Origin of the sequence: Cryobacterium algoricola (genome assembly GCF_004402485.1) — a bacterium.
Lineage (GTDB): Bacteria > Actinomycetota > Actinomycetes > Actinomycetales > Microbacteriaceae > Cryobacterium > Cryobacterium algoricola.
Map to the genome: position 1 here is coordinate 72,933 of NZ_SOFG01000019.1, position 17,386 is coordinate 90,318.

The window sequence follows — 17,386 nt, forward strand, 5'->3', positions numbered from 1 at the left end:
GGTTGGTGGCTATCGGCGGCGGTGATCAGTGGATGGGCGCGGGCACCGTCGCAGTGGCGGTTGCCGCCGTGCTGGTTCCAGCCGCGCGCGGGACCGCGAGCGGGCGCACGGTCCGGCCCCGGGCGCTCTTCACGAGGAAGAGCGTGAGCACGGTGCCGGTATAGGCGAGCCAGGCGAGGAGCGAGAGCCAGGTGGTTTCCGGCGAGAAGTTCAGGGTGCCCTTCAACAGGGTGCCGTACCAGCTCTCCGGCGGGATCGCGCTGCTCACGTCGAAGGCGAGGGCGTGCTCACCGGGCAGGATGCCGGACTCCTGCAGGTCGTGCACGCCGTAGGAGAGCACTCCGGCCGCGACGACGATCAGGATCGCCCCGCTCCAGGTGAAGAACCGCGCGAGGTTGATCTTGAGCATGCCGAAGTAGATGAGTGCGCCGAGGGCGACGGCGGTGAGGATGCCGAGCGCGGCTCCGATGAGCGGCAGCGTGGTCTCCCCGGTGGACTGCACGGCGGCCCAGATGAACAGGGCCGTTTCAATGCCTTCCCTCCCGACGGCGAGGAAGGCGACCAGGACGAGGCCGACGCCGGTGCCCACGAGGGAGCGGTCGATGGTGCCGCGGAGGTGACCGCTCAGGTCGCGGGCCGTGCGCAGCATCCAGAAGACCATCCAGGTGACCAGGCCGGTCGCGGCGACGGAGAGCGAGCCGGCGATGGCCGGTTCGGCGGATTCCGGAAGGCTCGCGGTGCCGAACGTGAGCACGGCGCCGATCGTGAGGGCGAGGAGCACGGCCAGGCCGACGCCCGTCCAGAGCCGGCCCAGCAGGTCGCGGCGGGCGACCTTCACGAGGTAGGCGACGAGGATGGTGACGATGAGGGCACCTTCGAGACCCTCACGGAGTCCGATCAGGTAGTTGGCGAGCACGGCACTCCGGTTCTGGTCTGGTGGGTGATGCGCACCGAGAGTACCACGGAGTTGGTAAGCCTACCCTTACCATCCGCCCCTGAGATTCTGAGAATCCACGAGGATCCTCCCGCCCGGTCAGGCGAAGAGGGCGGCGCCGAGGTAGCTGCCGCGGGCGGCACCGGGCGGGACCGCGAAGAGCGCCGAACCGACGTGCCGGACGTACTCGTTCATGGCGTCGTGCCGGGCGAGCGCGAGCTGCACCGTCGTGAACTGCGACGGCCGGCGCTGGTAACTGATGAAGAACAGCCCGGCCTCGAGCCGGCCGAGGTCGTCGTTGCCGTCCACGAAGTTGTAGCCGCGCCGCAGCAGCTGCACCCCGTTGTTCTGGGCGGGATGCGCGAGGCGCACGTGCGAGGTCGCGGCGATCAGCGGGGCGCCCGTGTTGCCGGTGCTCGCGAAGTCGGGCTCGGTGAACTCGGTGCCCCCGGAGAGCGGAGCGCCCTCACCCTTGGTACGGCCGAACACGGTTTCCTGTTCGCGGAGCGCGGTGCGGTCCCAGGTCTCGATCGTCATCCGGATCCGCCGGGCGACGAGGTAGGAGCCCCCGGTGAGCCACGCGGGACCGTCGCCCGCACCGACCCAGACGTGCTCGTCCACGACGGCCGGCTGTTCCGCCTTGACGTTGGCGGTGCCGTCCTTGAAGCCGAAGAGGTTGCGCGGGGTGGCCTGGCTCGTGCTCGTCGAGGAGGTGCGGCCGAAGCCGAGCTGCGACCAGCGGATCGCCGCGCGCCCGAAGGCGATCCTGGACAGGTTGCGGATCGCGTGCACCGCGACCTGCGGGTCGTCCGCGCAGGCCTGGATGCAGAGGTCGCCGCCGCCGCGCGCGGCCTCGAGCTGGTCGCCGGGGAAGTGCGGCAGATCGACGAGCGCGTCCGGGCGGGCGGATGCGAGGCCGAACCTGTCCAGACCTGCACTCGTCTCGAAGAGCGTCGGCCCGAAGCCGACCGTGATCGTCAGGCCGGCCGGAGGCAGGCCGAACGCCTCGCCGGTGTCCTCCGGCGGGGCGTCGTACGGCCCGCCGACGGCGCCGTAGCTGCCGATGTCGCGCCCGGCGGTCAGGGCCGCTGCCGCGGCGGTCCAGTCCTGCAGCAGGGAGATCAGGTCGGCGCGGGTGGCCCCCGGTGCCAGATCGAACGCCGCGAAGTGCAGCCGGTCCTGGGCGGGCGTCACGATGCCGGCCTGGTGCTCCTGGTAGAACGGGTAGACGGTGCTGCCGGCGGCCGGTGCGCCCGCCGCTGCGACGGCCTGGACCCCGCGGTCCGCGGCGATCCCGATGCCGAGGCCCGCGACGCCGGCCCCGGCGAGGCCGAAGAGTCCGCGCCGGGAGATGCCGCGCCGGGAGGTGCCGCGCGGGCCCTCCGCGGCTGCCCCGACCACGGACGCCGTCCCGGACGCGTTCGCGCCGGCATCCGCCCGGTCCTTCCGTTCCTCCCCGTCTTCCCGCGAGAGCGGAGTTTCGGCCCCTTCGGCGCCCGGGAAGGGGCCACTTTTCCGCTCTCGCGAATCGCCGCCCTGCATCAGAGGACGAGGGCCGCGGTGAGCCGGCCGAGGGGCTCGGCGAGGGCGTTGACCTGGTCGGCGAGGCCCTTGACGGTCCCGGTGGACAGGTCGGTGTAGAGCACGAAGCCGTCGCCGACGCGCTGGGCGTCGAGGAGGGCCTGCAGGGCCGCGAAGCGGGTGTCGAGGGTCGCCGCGAGGTCGGCGTCCTTCTGCACGAGCACGTCTCGCACCCCGGCGTAGAGCACCCGGGCGCCGTCGACGTTGGCCTGGAAGTCCCAGAGGTCGGTGTGCGACCAGACCTCCTCCTCGCCGGTGACCTTGCCGGTCGCGACCTCGTCGAGGAGGCCGATCGCGCCGTTGGTCTGCTGGGCGAGGGTGAAGCTGAGCGGCTGCACCTTCTCGTTCAGGGTCGCCGTGTCCGCGACGAGCAGTCCGGCCAGGCGGGCGCGCTCGGCGGCGGGGTACGCGGCGAAGCCGGCTTCGGCGTCGGCGGGCCAGAGGTCCTTCTCGATGGCGTGCCAGCCGGTCCAGTCCTGGCCCTCTTCGAGGTCGGCCTCGCGCAGGTCGAGCTTCGGGTCGAGGTCGCCGAACGATTCCGCGACGGTCTCGACGCGCTCCCAGTGCGCGCGGGTGGCCGCGTAGAGCGTGCGCGCGGTGTCGTCGTCGCCTGCGGTGTACGCGGCGGCGAAGGCTGCCGTCCCGGTGACGAGCTGGCCGATCTGGTCCTTCACATAGGAGGCGTAGTTGGCGTTCGCGGTCTCGACGCGGGCAGCGAGGTCGGCGTCACCTGGGGCGTTCGTCGCCGCATCCGCTGCGCTCGACGGGGTCACGGTGAACGGGGCCTGGCCGATACCCGCACCGGTCATGCCGGGCTTGCACGCGGTGAAGTAGCTGCCGGCGTTCAGGTCGACGACGAGGGTGCGGCTGAGGCCGGGGCCGATGTTCTCCGCCTCGCCCACGATGTGGAGCTGGTCGTCGCCGAGGAGGTAGAACTCGGTGACCTGGTCTCCGGAGTTCGAGACCGTGAACGTGACGTTGCCTGCGGATGCCGTGGAGGCCGACACCGTGCACGCCGTCGCGCTGCTGTCGACGGTCAGGGCGGCGTGCGTCGCTCCGGGCGCCGAGGCGTTCGGGACGCAGCCGGTGAGGGCGAGCGCGGTCGCCGCGGCGAGGGCGGCGAGGGGAAGGAGTCGGGGCTGCATGGAGTCCTTAGGGGTGGTGAGCGGGGTGGTGGTGCGGGAGGAACGGGCCGGTGGGCGGATGCCGGGAGTGCGGGCATCCGTTGCTGCGGCGCAGGGATGGTCGGCGGCGGGAGGGGTGTCGACGGGTCGACGGAGCAGGCGCCCGAACGAATTCGCCGGACGAGTCCGACGGAGTCTTTCGGGCTTCCGGTCGGTCAGGCGCCGGCCAGGACCTCTTCAGGCAGAGTCTCCGGCGCAGCGGTGCTGGGGCGGCCGCGGCGGACAGCGCGGGCGAAGAAGGTGAGCGTGGTGCCGACGTAGGCGACCCAGACCAGGAGTTCGAGCCAGGTCGTCGCGGGGGAGAAGTTGAGCGTTCCCTTGAGCAGGGTGCCGTACCAGCTGTCCGGCGGGATGGCCGCGCTCACGTCGAAGGCGATGCTGTGCAGGCCGGGCAGGACGCCGGCCTCCTGCAGGTCGTGCACGCCATAGGAGAGCACGCCGGCCGCGACGACGATGAGGATGCCGCCGGTCCAGGTGAAGAACTTCGAGAGGTTGATCCGCAGCATCCCCGAGTAGATCAGCCAGCCGAGCCCCGCGGCCGTGACGATGCCGAGGAAGGCGCCGATCAGCGGCAGGGTGGTCTCGCCGGTCGCTTGCACGGCGGCCCAGAGGAACAGCGCCGTTTCGATGCCCTCCCGGCCGACGGCGATGAAGGCGACGACGACGAGTCCGATGCCGGTGCCGAGCAGGGACTTGTCGATGCTGCCGCGCAGGTGGCTCGAGAGGGTGCGCGCGGTGCGCAGCATCCAGAACACCATCCAGGTCACGAGGCCGGTCGCGGCGATCGAGAGCAGGCCGCCGATCGTTTCCTGCGCGGCGAACGAGAGCGTGGAGGTGCCGTAGGTGAGCAGCGCGCCGATGCCGAGCGCGAGGAGCACGGCGAGGCCGACGCCCGCCCAGATCCGCGGCAGCACGTCCTTCCGCCCGATCTTGACGACGTAGGCGACGAGGATCGTCACGATGAGAGCGGCTTCGAGGCCCTCACGCAGGCCGATCAGATAATTTGCGAGCACGGTGTCCTGGTCTTCGGGAGCGGTCGATGTTGGTAAGGCTATCCTTACCTGAGCGACTCTACCGGCGGTCGCCCGGAATTGTCCAGTTATTATTCTGAGGTGGGTGTCCGCCAATCCGACCCTGGGGAGCTCATCGATGGTCATGTCCGGCAGTGCAGAACGCGTCGTCTTCGTGCACGACGGGCCCGGCGACGAGGCCTGGTTCACCGGCGGCACCATCGCCCGCCTGCGCGGCGATGACGCAGAGGTCGTCGTGCTCTTCGGCGCCCGGGCGCCGGGGGACGACGGCGACAGCACCGCGGGGGCGAGCTCCGAGGTGCGTGCAGCACTCTCCGCACTCGGAGTCAGCGACTGGCGTTTCCTGCCCGTCGCCGCCGACCCGGCGGCGGCCGTGCGCGCCGTGCTCGACGAGGTCAGGGCGACGGCGATCGTGATCGGCGCCCGCAGCGAGCTGCTCCAGGCTGCCGCAGCGGATGCCGCACGCGTGTCCCGCGTGCCGGTCTTCGTGAGCCGCGGGGTCACCGAGGCCATCGGGCAGCGGATCGTCGCGATCGACGTCAGCGATCACCTCGGGCAGAAGCTCGCCGCCCTCTCCGAATACTCCGACCGGTGGACCGTGGACGGACGCGTCGTGTCGGCCGTCCGGCCGGGCGCCCCGGCCGGGACGGTGACGGGAACAGAGACCTACCTGCGGGACACTCCGCCGCCGGCCGCGTTCGCAGACCGGTCCGCGGCATCCGCCGCCCCGGCGCCGCAGCCCGCAGCGGACCAGGAGGATGCCCCGAAGCTGGTCTCCCCGGCGCCGGCCGGCCCCGTCGCGACCGGGGCCTTGCGCGCCCTCGCGAGTCTCGTCGCGTTCGCCGCCGGCGTGGTCTTCGGGGTGCTCGGCACAGTGGCGCACCAGGCCACCGTGTCGGTCGGCTCCGTGACCCTGCCCGCCGGGCTCGTGCTCGCGACGCTCGCCGCGAGCGCCCTCCTCATCGGCCTCCGGCTCGTGCTCGACGACCGGGTCGTCGTGCTCGCGTGCACGATCGGCCTCGTCGGATCGATCTTCCTGCTCTCACTGAAGAGCACGGGCGGTTCCGTGCTCGTGCCCGCCGGGTTGGCCGGCACCCTGTGGACGGCGCTGCCGACCCTTGTCGCCTCACTCGTGCTGGCCTGGCCGCGGCTCCCGCAGCGGAGCACCCGGCCGGGCCGGGGCGCCTGAGGCGGGCGCTCGACCGAGGGCGCTTGTCCTAGACTGGACGTTCAGCTCGTGAAGGGAGCTCCCCGCTCGTGACCTATGTCATTGCCCTGCCGTGTGTCGACGTGAAAGACCGCGCCTGCGTGGACGAATGCCCGGTCGACTGCATCTACGAGGGTGACCGTTCCCTCTACATCCACCCGGACGAATGCGTCGACTGCGGTGCCTGCGAACCGGTCTGCCCCGTCGAGGCCATCTACTACGAGGACGACGTCCCCGAGCAGTGGGCCGAGTACTACAAGGCCAACGTCGAATTCTTCGATGACATCGGGTCTCCCGGCGGCGCCGCGAAGGTCGGCGTGATCCACAAGGACCACCCGATCATCGCCGTCCTGCCCCCGCAGGTCTAACCGACCGTGCTCAAGCCGCTCCCCGACTACCCGTGGGACCAGATGGCGCCGTTCGCGGCCCAGGCCCGCGCGCACGCCGACGGCATCGTCGACCTGTCGATCGGCTCGCCCGTCGATCCGACCCCCGACGTCGTGCGCCACGCCCTCGCCGAGGCGACGGATGCCCACGCGTACCCGCAGACCGTCGGCACGCCTGAGCTGCAGGCCGCGATCGTCGACTGGTACGCACGCCGTCGCGGGGTGACGCTGACCCCGGCGAACGTGCTTCCCACGATCGGCTCCAAAGAGCTCGTCGCCCTGCTGCCCTTCATGCTCGGCCTCGGCGAGGGCGACACCGTCGTGCACCCCCTCGCGGCCTACCCCACCTATGCGATCGGTGCCGCGATGGCCGGATGCGACGCGTTCGCCTCCGATGACCCGGCCGCGTGGCCGTCCGCGACGAAGCTCATCTGGCTGAACAGCCCGGGAAACCCCGACGGCCGCGTGCTGTCGGTGTCCGAACTGCGTGCCGCCGTCGAACGCGCGCGGGAGCTCGGGGCCGTGATCGTGTCCGACGAATGCTACGCCGAGCTCGGCTGGGCCGGGCCCTGGGCGTCCGAGCCGATTCCCAGCATCCTCGACCCGCGCGTGATCGGCACCGACCGGCGCAACGTGCTCGCCATCTATTCCCTCAGCAAGCAGTCGAACATGGCCGGCTACCGCGGCGCCTTCGCGGCCGGCTGCGCCACCGTGCTCGCCCGGGTGCTCACCGTGCGCAAGCACGCCGGCCTGATGCTCCCGCAGCCGCTCCAGGCCGCGATGGTGGCCGCCCTCGGCGACGACGCCCACGTGGCGGCGCAGCGTGAACGGTACCGCGGCAGGCGTGCCGTGCTCGTGCCGGCAATCGAGGCCGCCGGGTACCGGATCGACCGGAGTGAGGCCGGCCTGTACCTGTGGGCAACGAAGGGGGCCGACTGCTGGCAGTCGATCGCCGAACTCGCCGGGCTCGGTATCCTCGCCGGGCCGGGATCCTTCTATGGGGACGGGTACCCGCAGCACGTCCGATTCTCGCTCACGGCGACGGATGAGCGCATCCACGCAGCCGCCGTCCGGCTCCGGTCGCTAGAGTAGCAACTGCCCACGGTGTACCCGGACCGGGTGGCATCGCCATTCTTGTAGATCTCCTCCGGTGAAACTGCCGAAAGTTTGGCGGATGCAACAGTAGGTGGTGGGGCCGATTAGGCTGTATCCGCTTGGACGTCTCCAGCCACACCGGTGTGCCATGGCGGCCACCCCCAGTCCGTAAGGCAGTGATTCAGTGACACTCAGTGATATTCAGGGAGGCGCCGTGAGCGACGTCGTACAGCGAACACCGTCCATCGACCCGCTGGGGGCGACGCTCGCCTTCCCAGGGGGCATCGCCGAGTTCCCGATCGCCCATGGGACCGACGGCCCCTCCGGCATCGACATCTCGACGCTCACCAAACAGACCGGGCTCGTCACGCTGGACTCCGGCTTTGTGAACACAGCGGCGACCCGTTCGGCGATCACGTACATCGACGGCGGCAAGGGCATCCTGCGGTATCGCGGCTATCCGATCGAGCAGATCGCCCAGAACTCCAACTTCCTCGAGACCGCGTGGCTGCTCATCTACGGCGAGCTGCCGAGCGCCGGCGAACTCGAGGCCTTCGACAAGCGCATCCGCAAGCACACCCTGCTGCACGAGGACATGCGCCGCTTCTTCGACGTGCTGCCGTTCAACGCGCACCCGATGGCCGTGCTCGCCTCCGGCGTCTCCGCGATGGCCGCGTACTACCAGGACTCGCTCAACCCGAACGACCCGGAGCAGGTCGAGACCGCCACGATCCACCTGCTCGCCAAGCTTCCGGTGATGGCGGCATACGCCCACAAGAAGAGCGTCGGACAGGCATTCCTCTACCCGGACAACTCCCTTGGCTACGTCGACAACTTCCTCAAGCTGATCTTCGGGACCCTTGCTGAGCCCTACGAAGTCGATCCCGTGGTGAGTAAGGCGCTCGAACGCCTGCTGATGCTGCACGAAGACCACGAGCAGAACGCGTCGACGTCGACCGTTCGCCTCGTCGGCTCCACGGAGGCCAACCTGTTCGCCTCGGTGTCCGCCGGAATCAGCGCGCTCTCCGGCCCGCTGCACGGCGGTGCGAACGAGGCCGTACTCAAGATGCTCGGCGAGATCAGGGCCTCCGGCGAAAGCGTCGAGAAGTTCGTCGAGCGGGTCAAGAACAAGGAGCAGGGCGTTCGCCTGATGGGCTTCGGCCACCGGGTCTACAAGAACTACGACCCGCGCGCGACCCTCGTCAAGGAGAGCGCAGACGAGGTGCTCGCCGCCCTCGGCGTCAAGGACGACCTCCTCGACATCGCCAAGGAGCTCGAGCACATCGCCCTCAATGACGACTATTTCCGTGAGCGCAAGCTCTACCCGAACGTCGACTTCTACACCGGAGTCATCTACAAGGCGATGGGCTTCCCGACGAGCATGTTCACCGTGCTGTTCGCGGTGGGCCGCCTGCCGGGCTGGGTCGCGCACTGGCGCGAGATGAACGCGGACCCGACCACGAAGATCGGCCGCCCGCAGCAGCTCTACACGGGCTCTCCGGCGCGGGACTTCCCCCGCCGCTAGCCGTACGCACAGAACGACGGATGCCCGGCACGCCAACGCGTGCCGGGCATCCGTCGTATCGTGCCGGGGTCAGGCGTGCAGTTGCTCGTTGAGGACGATTCCGTTCCCGCTGCGGGCGAGCACCTCGACGGCGCCCGACATCGAGTTGCGGCGGAAGAGCAGGTTCGGCACCCCGGACAGCTCGACGGCCTTCATCGTCTGCATGCGGCCGTCCGCGGTGCGCGGCTGGTCGGGCAGGGACACCTTCGTGCCCGCCGTGACGTAGAGCCCGGCCTCGACGACGGAATCGTCGCCGATCGAGATGCCGATGCCGGAGTTGGCGCCGAGCAGGGCCCGTTCGCCGATGCGCACGCGCTCGGTCCCGCCACCGGACAGGGTGCCCATGATCGAGGCTCCACCGCCGATGTCCGCGCCGTTGCCGACGACGACACCCTGCGAAATGCGCCCCTCGACCATGGAGACGCCGAGGGTGCCCGCGTTGAAGTTGACAAAGCCCTCGTGCATGACCGTTGTGCCGGGGGAGAGGTAGGCGCCGAGACGCACCCGGGAGGCGTCGGCGATCCGCACCCGGTCGGGGGTGACGTAGTTCAGCAGCGGCGGGAACTTGTCCACGCCGCCGGCCTGGATGCCCGCGCGCTGCAGCGCCGGTCGCAGCCGGTCGAAGTCGGCGGGCAGCATCGGGCCGGCGTTCGTCCACACCACGACGGGCAGGTGGCCGAAGATGCCGTCGAGGTTGATGCTGTTCGGCAGGACGAGCAGGTGCGAGAGCAGGTGCAGGCGCAGGTAGGCGTCCGACGTGCCGGCCGGGGGAGCGGTCAGGTCGATCTCGATCGTCACGGTCTCGAGGCGCACCGCGCGCCGCGGGTCCGGCCCGGCGAGTTCGGTGACCGAGGCGGGCACGATCCACGGGTCGCGACCGGCGGGCAGGGAGCCGAGCAGGGGAGCGGGGAACCAGGTGTCGAGGACCGTGCCGTCCTGGGCGATGGTGGCCAGGCCGTAGCCCCAGGCTGTGGTCGGAACGGCGGGCTGGGGGGACTGTCGCGTGGTCATTCCTCTAGATTAGTAGGGTGCCTTCGACCCCCCAGCCCGCGTCCCCGCCCGTGAACCCGTACGTGAACCCCGCACCGGATGCCACGGGCGCCCGCCGCGCCGGACCGCTCGACCTGGCCGCATCGTCTGTCGCGATCACCCAGGCGATCTGCGACATCGAGTCCGTCTCCGGCAACGAAACCCCCCTCGCCGACGCCGTCGAGCGTGCGCTCGCCGGCCTCGCGCACCTCGAGATCATCCGCGACGGCGACACGATCGTCGCCCGCACCCGCCTCGGCCGCGCCCAGCGCGTCATCATCGCCGGACACCTCGACACCGTCCCGGTCAACGACAACCTGCCGACCCGGTTCGAGACCGTCGACGACCTCGACTACCTCTGGGGACGAGGCACCGTGGACATGAAGGCGGGTGTCGCCGTGCAGCTGAAGCTCGCCGCCGAGCTCACCGAGCCCGGCCTCGACGTGACGTGGATGTGGTACGACCACGAGGAGGTCTCTGACGACCTCAACGGCCTCGGCCGGCTCGCCCTGGCCCGGCCCGATCTCTTCGAGGGCGACTTCGCGATCCTCGGCGAGCCGAGCAACGGGCAGGTCGAGGGCGGCTGCAACGGCAACCTGCGGGTCGAGGTGCGCACCCACGGTCTGCGTGCCCACTCCGCCCGCAGCTGGGTCGGCGAGAACGCCATCCACAAGGCCGCACCGATCCTCGCCATCCTCGCCGGCTACGAACCCCGCGCCGTCGAGGTCGAAGGGCTCGTCTACCGGGAGGGCCTGAACGCGGTCGGGATCAGCGGCGGCATCGCCGGGAACGTCATTCCCGACGAGTGCATGGTGCACATCAACTACCGGTTCGCCCCGAGTCGCAGTTCCGCCGAGGCCCTCGAGCACGTGAGCGAGCTGTTCGCCGGTTACGACGTCACCGTCGTCGACCGCGCGGAGGGCGCCCGCCCGGGGCTCGACGCTCCGCTCGCACAGGAATTCCTCGCCTTCGTCGGAGCGGAGGCCCGCCCCAAGTACGGCTGGACCGACGTCGCCCGGTTTTCCGCGCTCGGCATCCCCGCCGTCAACTACGGTCCGGGAGATCCGCTCAAGGCCCACGCCGACGACGAGCGCGTCGCCGTGCACCAGATCACCGACTGCGAAGATGCCCTCCGCTCCTGGCTGACCGCGGCCCCGAACCGGAAGCAGCGTTAGCCCGTGTCGACAGGGGCCCCACTCCGCCCCAGCCAGGGACCGCCGCTCGAGCAGGGCCGCGTGCCGGTGCCGGCGGCCAGACCTCCGGCCGTGAGGCGGATGCTGCCGGCCCGCTGGCGGGCCCGCGCCCGGCTGGCCCCGTGGTGGGCCGCTGTCGCGGGCATCTGGGTGCTGTCCCGGCTCGTGACGACCACCCTCGTCCTCATCCTCGCGCGCGTCCAGGGCGCGAACCCGTGGACCGGTGCCAGCCCGGGGTACTTCGACTTCGCCAACATCTGGGACGCCCGCTGGTACAACATCGTCGCAACATCCGGCTACCCGGCCGTGCTGCCGATCACGAGCTCCGGACACGTCGGCGAGAACGCCTGGGCGTTCCTGCCGGGTTACCCCGCGGTCGTGCGCGTCGTGATGTTCCTCAGCGGGGCGCCGTGGGCACCGGCCGCCGTCATCGTCTCGCTCGCCTTCAGCCTCGGGGCCGCCCTGCTCTTCTACCGGGTGATGCTGCGGGTCCAGGGCCGCGGCACCGCCCTGTTCGCGGTCGTGCTGTTCTGCGTCGCCCCGCTCGCCCCCATCCTGCAGTTCGGCTACGCCGAGTCGATGTACCTGTTCTTCCTCACCCTCGCCCTCCTCCTCCTCCTCGAACGCCGGTATGTGCTGCTGTTCCCGGTGATCGCCGTGATGGCGTTCACCCGGCCGAGCGGCCTCGCCTTCGCTCTCGCACTCGGCTTCCACGTCGTGCACCGCTGGCTGACCCGCCGCAGCGACCCGTTCCCCGTTCCCGAGCGGATCCTCGCGGCATCCGTCACCGCTTTCAGCGCCCTTAGCGGCTTCGCCTGGCCGTTGATCGCGTGGATCGCGACCGGCTCGGCGACCGCGTACACCGAAACGGAGCTCGCCTGGCGGTCCTCGTACATCGGCTACCAGGAACTCGTTCCCTTCACCGCCTGGTTCCAGGGCGGGGTCTGGTGGCTCGGGCAGCCGCTCGGCATCGTCGTCGTGCTCGTACTCGTCGTCGGCTTCGCCGCCGCGCTGTTCGCCCCTGCCGTGCGCAGGCTCGGCGTCGACCTGCGGTTCTGGCTCGCCGCATACGGGCTCTACCTCTTCGCGGTGTTCTTCCCGCAGTCGAGCACCTTCCGGCTGCTGATGCCGATGTTCCCGCTGCTCGGCGCGATCGCGCAGCCGAAACGGCTGAGTTACCGGATCGCGATCGTGGTGCTGTGCATCCTCGGCCAGTGGGGATGGCTGCTGATCTGCTGGGGCGTCGACGGCGCCGACTGGACACCGCCGTAACCGGTGTGACCGCCCGCGTAACCCGCCCGGACCTCGCGAATTTTCGTCTCGGGCCGGGATGGTCGATAATAGAAGTTCAGACGAATGAGTGGAAGGGGAGTTCATGGCGGCCATGAAGCCACGGACCGGAGACGGGCCAATGGAGGCTGTAAAGGAGGGGCGCCTGATCATTGTGCGTGTTCCGCTTGAAGGCGGAGGGCGACTCGTCGTCTCTGTGAACGACGCAGAAGCCAAGGAGCTTCACGATGCACTCGCCGGGGTAGTACGCCCGGTTGTCTAGCGTCGGAGATCACGTCTCCACCTCGTAACCGAGGAGAATTACGGATCGGCCGTGCAGCCCTGCTGCGCGGCCGATCCTTTTGTCGCCGCTCGTGGTGGCGCTGGAACGCTACGCGCGCAGTTTGGTGATCTGCAGCAGCCCGTCGCCGACGGGGGACAGGGCGCTGATCACGGCGGTCGAGCCGCTGATCTCGCTCAGGAGCGTGCGGAACCCGGTGGCGACCTCGTCGCGCTGCGCCGGGTTGGCGACGCGGCCGCGCCAGAGGGCGTGGGCCACGAGCACGGTTCCGCCCGGCCGGGCCAGGCGCAGCCCGTGCTCGACGTATTCGATGACCGACTGCGGGTCGGCGTCGATGAAGACGATGTCGTACGAGTTCTCGTTCATCCTCGGGAGGACATCCGCTGCCTTGCCCGTGATCAGCCGCACCCGGTTCGCCGGGATCTTCGCCTCGGTGAACAGGGCGCGGGCGTGCTGCTGGTGGTCCACCTCGGTGTCGATCGAGGTGAGCGTCGCCCCCGGCGCCCCGGTCAGGAGCCAGATGCCGGAGACTCCGGCCCCCGTGCCGACCTCGAGGATGCTGCGGGCACCGGTCGCGGCGGCGATCACGGCGGACTGCGCACCGACCGCGGGGGAGATCGCGTCGATCCCGAGTTCGAGCGACTGCTGGCGCGCCCGGACGACGGCCTCGGATTCCACGACCGAGTCGTCGGAAAATTTCCAGTTCAAATCTTTGTCTGACACGGTGCAACTCCAGTTTTGTATGGGTCCAGCCTAAGGGCGCTCCCCTCGGGTCGGCGGAGGCCCCGCCGCGCGTTATCCTCAACCTATGCTTGGTTTGACGTTCGAGAAGCTCCTCCTGGTCGGGATCGTCGCCGTCTTCCTGCTCGGGCCCGAGAAGCTGCCCCACTACGCGGCCCAGCTGGCCCGGCTCGTCCGGCAGCTCCGGGACCTGGCCAACGGCGCCAAGGAACGCATGCGCGACGAGATGGGCCCCGAGTTCGACGACGTCGACTGGAAGAAACTCGACCCCCGCCAGTACGACCCGCGCCGGATCATCCGTGAGGCGCTCGTCGAGGACGAGCCGGTCAAGGAGCAGTCCGCCGTGGTGTCCCGGGTCTCGCCGAACCCGAACGGCGCATACCTGTCCCGGAAGCGCGCGAGGGAGAACGCCCTCGCGCCGTCGGAACCCGCGCCGTTCGACTCGGAGGCGACGTAGCGGCACCGCACGATGGATCCGCTGCTGCGGCTCCGACCCGGGCGTTCCCCCGCCCGTTCAGGCACGGGCCTGCACGGGCCGTTCGGCGCCGAGTTGCGTCGCGAGAGCGTTGGCCGCGGCGCGGAGCCGCACGGTGAGCGCGCCGAGTTCGGCGGGGCTGCGCTCTCCCGTCACCGCGACGCCGAGCGCGGCGATGACCCCGGGCGCCCGCACCGGAACGGCGAGGCACGCGGTGCCGTGCGTCGTCCCCTGGTCGCGGCCGAAGGCATCCGCAGGGCGGGGAGAGGCGGCCCGGTGCGCGCGACGCGTCATCACCTGCGCGCCGACCTGCGCTCCCGCGTTCGCGGCGTGCAGCGCATGGCCGACCGGGAGTCCGCGGGCGTCTGCGTCCGCGTGGGAGGCGTGGGCTCCGGGACGCCGGTCCGCGGTGCCGAGGAAGTCGACGCGCTGTTCCCGGCTGAGCTGGGCGAGGATCTGGCGGCCGAGCGCGGAGGCATACGGGCTCGCACCGAGCCCGGTCCACTGCTCGACCCGGGGGGCGCCCGTCGCGTCGACGATGTCGATGATGCTGACCATTCCGTCCGAGAAGCGGGCGAGGTAAGCGGTCGCGCCGTTCTCCGCTGCGACGTGGTGCAGGGTCTGGCGCACCCGGGCGAGGAAGACCCCCGCGTCGGCGCCGCGGAGACTGGGGAAACGCAGGCCCAGAACGAGGCCATCGGGTTCGGCGACGAGATACCCCTCGTGCACCAGGGTCCTGGTGAGGTTGTACGCCGTGCCGAGGCTGAGCCCGGAGGCCTGGGCGACCGCCTTGACCGGCATCGGACGTGGCGCGCCCGCGACGATGTCGACGACCTTGAGGGCGCGCTGGACCGAGGAGATGAGGGTGCGGTGCTCGAGCGTCATCAAGCTCCTCTCGTGTCGTCGGCGACTATTCGGAACAGGATAGACAGACTCGGCCGAGCCGGATAGAGCAACCCGACCGTTCGGCGTCGTTAGGCTGTGACCCAAGCGAACGAAAGGTCGGGGATGGCCAAGAAGAAGTCCACACCGGGTCGGGTCAGGAAGTCGGACTACAACGTCGAACTGCGGCGGTTGCAGACCGAACTGGTCGCGATGCAGGAATGGGTACGCGAGTCCGGTGCGCGCATCGTCGTGATCTTCGAGGGACGCGACGCCGCGGGCAAGGGATCGGCCATCAAGCGCGTCACCGAATACCTCAACCCGCGCATCGCGCGGATCGTGGCCCTTCCGGTGCCCACCGACCGCGAGCGCGGCCAGTGGTACTTCCAGCGGTACATCGAGCACCTGCCGTCGACGGGCGAGATCGTCCTGATGGATCGTTCCTGGTACAACCGGGCCGGGGTGGAACGCGTGATGGGGTACTGCACCCCCGACGAGTACCGCCGGTTCCTGCACCAGGCGCCCCTCTTCGAGCGGATGCTCGTCGAGGATGGGATCCTCCTCGTCAAGTACTGGTTCTCCGTCTCCGACCACGAGCAGGAGGCCCGGTTCCGCTCCCGGCTCAAGGACCCGATGCGGCGCTGGAAACTCTCGGAGACCGACCTGCTCTCGATCACGAAATGGGTGGACTACTCCAAGGCGAAGGACGAGATGTTCGTCCACACCGACATTGCCGAGGCGCCCTGGTGGGTCGTCGAGAGCGAGGACAAGCTCGCGGCCAGGCTGAACATGATCAGCCACCTTCTCTCGATCGTGCCGTACGACCACCGTGAACCGCCGCGGGTCTCGATCCCGCATCGGCCGCAGGGAACCGACTACGAGCGTCCTCCGCGTGAGCTTAACCGGACGGTCCCCGACCATGCTTCGACCCTCGGCGCGGCCGGTGACGCGTCCGGATAGCGAATGCTAGGCGGCGGGGGATTCGTCCGTTAGAGTGAGCCATCCGGAGGGGGAGCTCGTGGGTACCTTGTTGTACGGCAGTCCAGGAATTGTGGTCAGTTTTGAGGATCGCGCTCTGATGCACCTGCAGATCGTGATCACGACGAAACTGAGGCGCAGGGAGGGCTTCATTTTTTCGTGGACGGAGTCGACAGATGACGAGACCGAGAGCGGGCGGAGCGCGATCTGGCTCGATGCCAGCAGCATCCTCTACTACCGCTATTCGGTCAGTCGGGTGCCGAACATCAACCGGGACTGGATCGAGCGGTTGATGGTTTCGGCGAACAGCGCGGGCGGGCTGTTCTTCTCCGTCGAACCGCCGCCGGTCATCCCGGTCCTCAAGTCCCGGTCCTGAAGTCGCAGTCCTGAAATCGCGTTCCTGAAGTCGCAGTCCTGAAGTCGCGTTCCTGTCCCTCACGATTCGCACCATACCGTCGCAGATGAAGGGTATCCGTGTCCGTCCGCTCCCTGGCCGCACCGTGGGAGGCCGCTCTCTCCCCGGCGCAGTACCAGCTCATCTGCTATTTCGTGGGCATCGGCGCCCTGTGCTTCTTCGTCGGGTTTCTCCGGGCCTGGGTGACGCGTGGCGAGGTCGGCGCCCGCTACCGGACCGCCGTCGTCGCCCGGCTGGGCATCATGAGCGCCATGTTCGTGTCGTACGTCGTGCTGCTGGGCGGCCTGCTCTTCGGGTACACCCGTGTCGCCGGGGAGTTCGTCCCGAACGACGTGGCACTCCTCACCTTCGGCGTGCGCTACGTCGAGTGGTCGGTCGCGGTTCCCCTCGTCGTCATCGAGCTCCTCGCCGTGTGCGTCGTCCTCGGCGGCGTGGCCCGGCGCATCCGCCTGGTCGCGATGACCGGTGGTTTCCTGATGGTGTTCCTCGCGTACCTGGGCGCGATCGTCGCCTCGGGGGGCACGGATGCCGCCGCGCTCGTGGGGTGGGGAATCGTCGCCGGAGTGTTCTGGCTGGCGACTACGGCCCTCCTCGCGATCGTGGTGCGGCGATCCCTGCCCGCGCTCACGGTCGAGTCTGCCGCACTGCTGCGCTCCGCGACCATCCTGCTGCTGTCCTCCTGGGCGGTGTACCCCATCGTGTACGCGATGCCGCTCGTCGGCTCCGGTGGGACGCTGGTCGTGGTCATGCAGGTCATGCTCACCCTCGCCGACATCGTCGCGAAGATCTGGTTCGGCGGCGCGTTGCATCGCGTGGCGAAGCTCCGGACCGCCGAGGACGTGCGTGCCGGCCGCGACGTGCACCCGGAGGCGATCTGGATCTCCTCCGTCAAGCATTCGGACGCAGGCAAGCCGCGCGAGGTGTATCTCGCCGCCGGTGCGGCCGTGCACGTGCGGCGTCCGCAGCCGCCGACGAGTACGGCCGCGCCGACTGCGCAGCCAGAGCTGTTCGCCGACCCGCAGCCCGAGGTGTTCGCCGACCTCGAACCCTAGCCTCGTCCCGACCCTGAGGTGTCGCACATCGACGTTCGCGGGCCGCGGGAACGTCGATCCGCGACACCT

The 17,386-nt window shown here is 69.9% G+C and carries 18 protein-coding genes; 11 read left to right on the plus strand and 7 right to left on the minus strand.

All coding sequences use genetic code 11. From position 1 onward, the window contains the following. Nucleotides 1-25: 25 nt before the first annotated feature. The 4 genes from efeU (E3O44_RS14765) to efeU (E3O44_RS14780) form a co-directional block, all read right to left on the minus strand. Entirely contained in the window at nt 26-916 is an 891-nt protein-coding gene (efeU, locus tag E3O44_RS14765; RefSeq protein WP_134535544.1) for an iron uptake transporter permease EfeU, read from the minus strand. A gap of 117 nt (nt 917-1,033) precedes the next feature. After that, nucleotides 1,034-2,476 carry an iron uptake transporter deferrochelatase/peroxidase subunit gene (gene efeB, locus E3O44_RS14770; protein WP_134535545.1) on the minus strand — a complete coding sequence of 481 codons (1,443 nt, stop codon included), beginning with the start codon at nt 2,474-2,476 and terminating at the stop codon, nt 1,034-1,036. After that, on the minus strand, nt 2,476-3,660 hold the full coding sequence (efeO, locus tag E3O44_RS14775; RefSeq protein WP_134535546.1) for an iron uptake system protein EfeO: 1,185 nt from the start codon (nt 3,658-3,660) through the stop codon (nt 2,476-2,478). The genes efeB and efeO overlap by 1 nt, the downstream gene beginning before the upstream one ends. Nucleotides 3,661-3,854: 194 nt before the next feature. After that, nucleotides 3,855-4,712, minus strand: a complete 858-nt coding sequence (efeU, locus tag E3O44_RS14780; RefSeq protein ID WP_134535547.1) for an iron uptake transporter permease EfeU — start codon at nt 4,710-4,712, stop codon at nt 3,855-3,857. A 103-nt stretch (nt 4,713-4,815) separates the two neighbouring features. On the opposite strand from efeU (E3O44_RS14780), the gene E3O44_RS14785 reads away from it, so the two are divergent. From E3O44_RS14785 to E3O44_RS14800, 4 genes are all read left to right on the plus strand, one after another. Further along, nucleotides 4,816-5,919, plus strand: coding sequence for a PIG-L family deacetylase (locus E3O44_RS14785; protein ID WP_134535548.1), 1,104 nt, complete (start codon nt 4,816-4,818; stop codon nt 5,917-5,919). Nucleotides 5,920-5,987: 68 nt separating this feature from the next. Continuing rightward, a complete protein-coding gene (gene fdxA / locus E3O44_RS14790; RefSeq protein WP_104099174.1) occupies nt 5,988-6,305 on the plus strand; it encodes a ferredoxin in 318 nt (105 codons plus the stop codon). A gap of 6 nt (nt 6,306-6,311) precedes the next feature. Then, a complete protein-coding gene (dapC, locus tag E3O44_RS14795; RefSeq protein WP_255454404.1) occupies nt 6,312-7,415 on the plus strand; it encodes a succinyldiaminopimelate transaminase in 1,104 nt (367 codons plus the stop codon). A gap of 217 nt (nt 7,416-7,632) precedes the next feature. Beyond that, nucleotides 7,633-8,943, plus strand: coding sequence for a citrate synthase (locus E3O44_RS14800; RefSeq protein WP_198415946.1), 1,311 nt, complete (start codon nt 7,633-7,635; stop codon nt 8,941-8,943). Between the two features lie 69 nt (nt 8,944-9,012). Here E3O44_RS14800 and dapD read toward each other — a convergent pair whose 3' ends face one another. Then, nucleotides 9,013-9,993, minus strand: a complete 981-nt coding sequence (gene dapD / locus E3O44_RS14805) for a 2,3,4,5-tetrahydropyridine-2,6-dicarboxylate N-succinyltransferase (protein WP_134535549.1) — start codon at nt 9,991-9,993, stop codon at nt 9,013-9,015. 62 nt (nt 9,994-10,055) lie between these two features. On the opposite strand from dapD, the gene dapE reads away from it, so the two are divergent. The 3 genes from dapE to E3O44_RS14820 all read left to right on the plus strand — a co-directional run bounded on the left by dapE (nt 10,056) and on the right by E3O44_RS14820 (nt 12,756). Then, a complete protein-coding gene (gene dapE, locus E3O44_RS14810; protein ID WP_134535589.1) occupies nt 10,056-11,186 on the plus strand; it encodes a succinyl-diaminopimelate desuccinylase in 1,131 nt (376 codons plus the stop codon). A gap of 3 nt (nt 11,187-11,189) precedes the next feature. Next, on the plus strand, nt 11,190-12,476 hold the full coding sequence (locus tag E3O44_RS14815) for a hypothetical protein (protein WP_241976348.1): 1,287 nt from the start codon (nt 11,190-11,192) through the stop codon (nt 12,474-12,476). Nucleotides 12,477-12,579: 103 nt separating this feature from the next. After that, a complete protein-coding gene (locus E3O44_RS14820) occupies nt 12,580-12,756 on the plus strand; it encodes a DUF3117 domain-containing protein (protein WP_134535550.1) in 177 nt (58 codons plus the stop codon). A gap of 108 nt (nt 12,757-12,864) precedes the next feature. On the opposite strand, the gene E3O44_RS14825 is transcribed toward E3O44_RS14820, so the two are convergent. Continuing rightward, nucleotides 12,865-13,497: an O-methyltransferase gene (locus E3O44_RS14825; protein ID WP_134535551.1), complete on the minus strand. Its 633-nt coding sequence runs from the start codon at nt 13,495-13,497 to the stop codon at nt 12,865-12,867. A gap of 85 nt (nt 13,498-13,582) precedes the next feature. Here E3O44_RS14825 and E3O44_RS14830 point away from each other — a divergent pair, with 85 nt between their 5' ends. Continuing rightward, nucleotides 13,583-13,972, plus strand: a complete 390-nt coding sequence (locus E3O44_RS14830) for a twin-arginine translocase TatA/TatE family subunit (RefSeq protein ID WP_134535552.1) — start codon at nt 13,583-13,585, stop codon at nt 13,970-13,972. A 57-nt stretch (nt 13,973-14,029) separates the two neighbouring features. On the opposite strand, the gene E3O44_RS14835 is transcribed toward E3O44_RS14830, so the two are convergent. Next, entirely contained in the window at nt 14,030-14,875 is an 846-nt protein-coding gene (locus E3O44_RS14835) for a helix-turn-helix domain-containing protein (protein WP_134535553.1), read from the minus strand. A gap of 123 nt (nt 14,876-14,998) precedes the next feature. On the opposite strand from E3O44_RS14835, the gene ppk2 reads away from it, so the two are divergent. The 3 genes from ppk2 (at nt 14,999) to E3O44_RS14850 (ending at nt 17,317) form a co-directional block, all read left to right on the plus strand. Further along, nucleotides 14,999-15,832: a polyphosphate kinase 2 gene (ppk2, locus tag E3O44_RS14840; protein WP_134535554.1), complete on the plus strand. Its 834-nt coding sequence runs from the start codon at nt 14,999-15,001 to the stop codon at nt 15,830-15,832. 58 nt (nt 15,833-15,890) lie between these two features. Further along, nucleotides 15,891-16,226: a DUF7882 family protein gene (locus tag E3O44_RS14845; RefSeq protein ID WP_478213355.1), complete on the plus strand. Its 336-nt coding sequence runs from the start codon at nt 15,891-15,893 to the stop codon at nt 16,224-16,226. A 98-nt stretch (nt 16,227-16,324) separates the two neighbouring features. Beyond that, nucleotides 16,325-17,317, plus strand: a complete 993-nt coding sequence (locus E3O44_RS14850; protein WP_134535556.1) for a bacteriorhodopsin — start codon at nt 16,325-16,327, stop codon at nt 17,315-17,317. Nucleotides 17,318-17,386: the final 69 nt, after the last annotated feature.

Excerpts from the sequence above, each read along its gene's own strand:
- efeB (WP_134535545.1), bottom strand. The coding sequence starts at position 2,476 with ATGCAGGGCGGCGATTCGCGAGAGCGGAAAAGTGGCCCCTTCCCGGGC.
- efeO (WP_134535546.1), bottom strand. The coding sequence starts at position 3,660 with ATGCAGCCCCGACTCCTTCCCCTCGCCGCCCTCGCCGCGGCGACCGCG.
- dapD (WP_134535549.1), bottom strand. The coding sequence starts at position 9,993 with ATGACCACGCGACAGTCCCCCCAGCCCGCCGTTCCGACCACAGCCTGG.
- E3O44_RS14820 (WP_134535550.1), top strand. The coding sequence starts at position 12,580 with ATGGCGGCCATGAAGCCACGGACCGGAGACGGGCCAATGGAGGCTGTA.
- E3O44_RS14830 (WP_134535552.1), top strand. The coding sequence starts at position 13,583 with ATGCTTGGTTTGACGTTCGAGAAGCTCCTCCTGGTCGGGATCGTCGCC.
- E3O44_RS14835 (WP_134535553.1), bottom strand. The coding sequence starts at position 14,875 with ATGACGCTCGAGCACCGCACCCTCATCTCCTCGGTCCAGCGCGCCCTC.
- ppk2 (WP_134535554.1), top strand. The coding sequence starts at position 14,999 with ATGGCCAAGAAGAAGTCCACACCGGGTCGGGTCAGGAAGTCGGACTAC.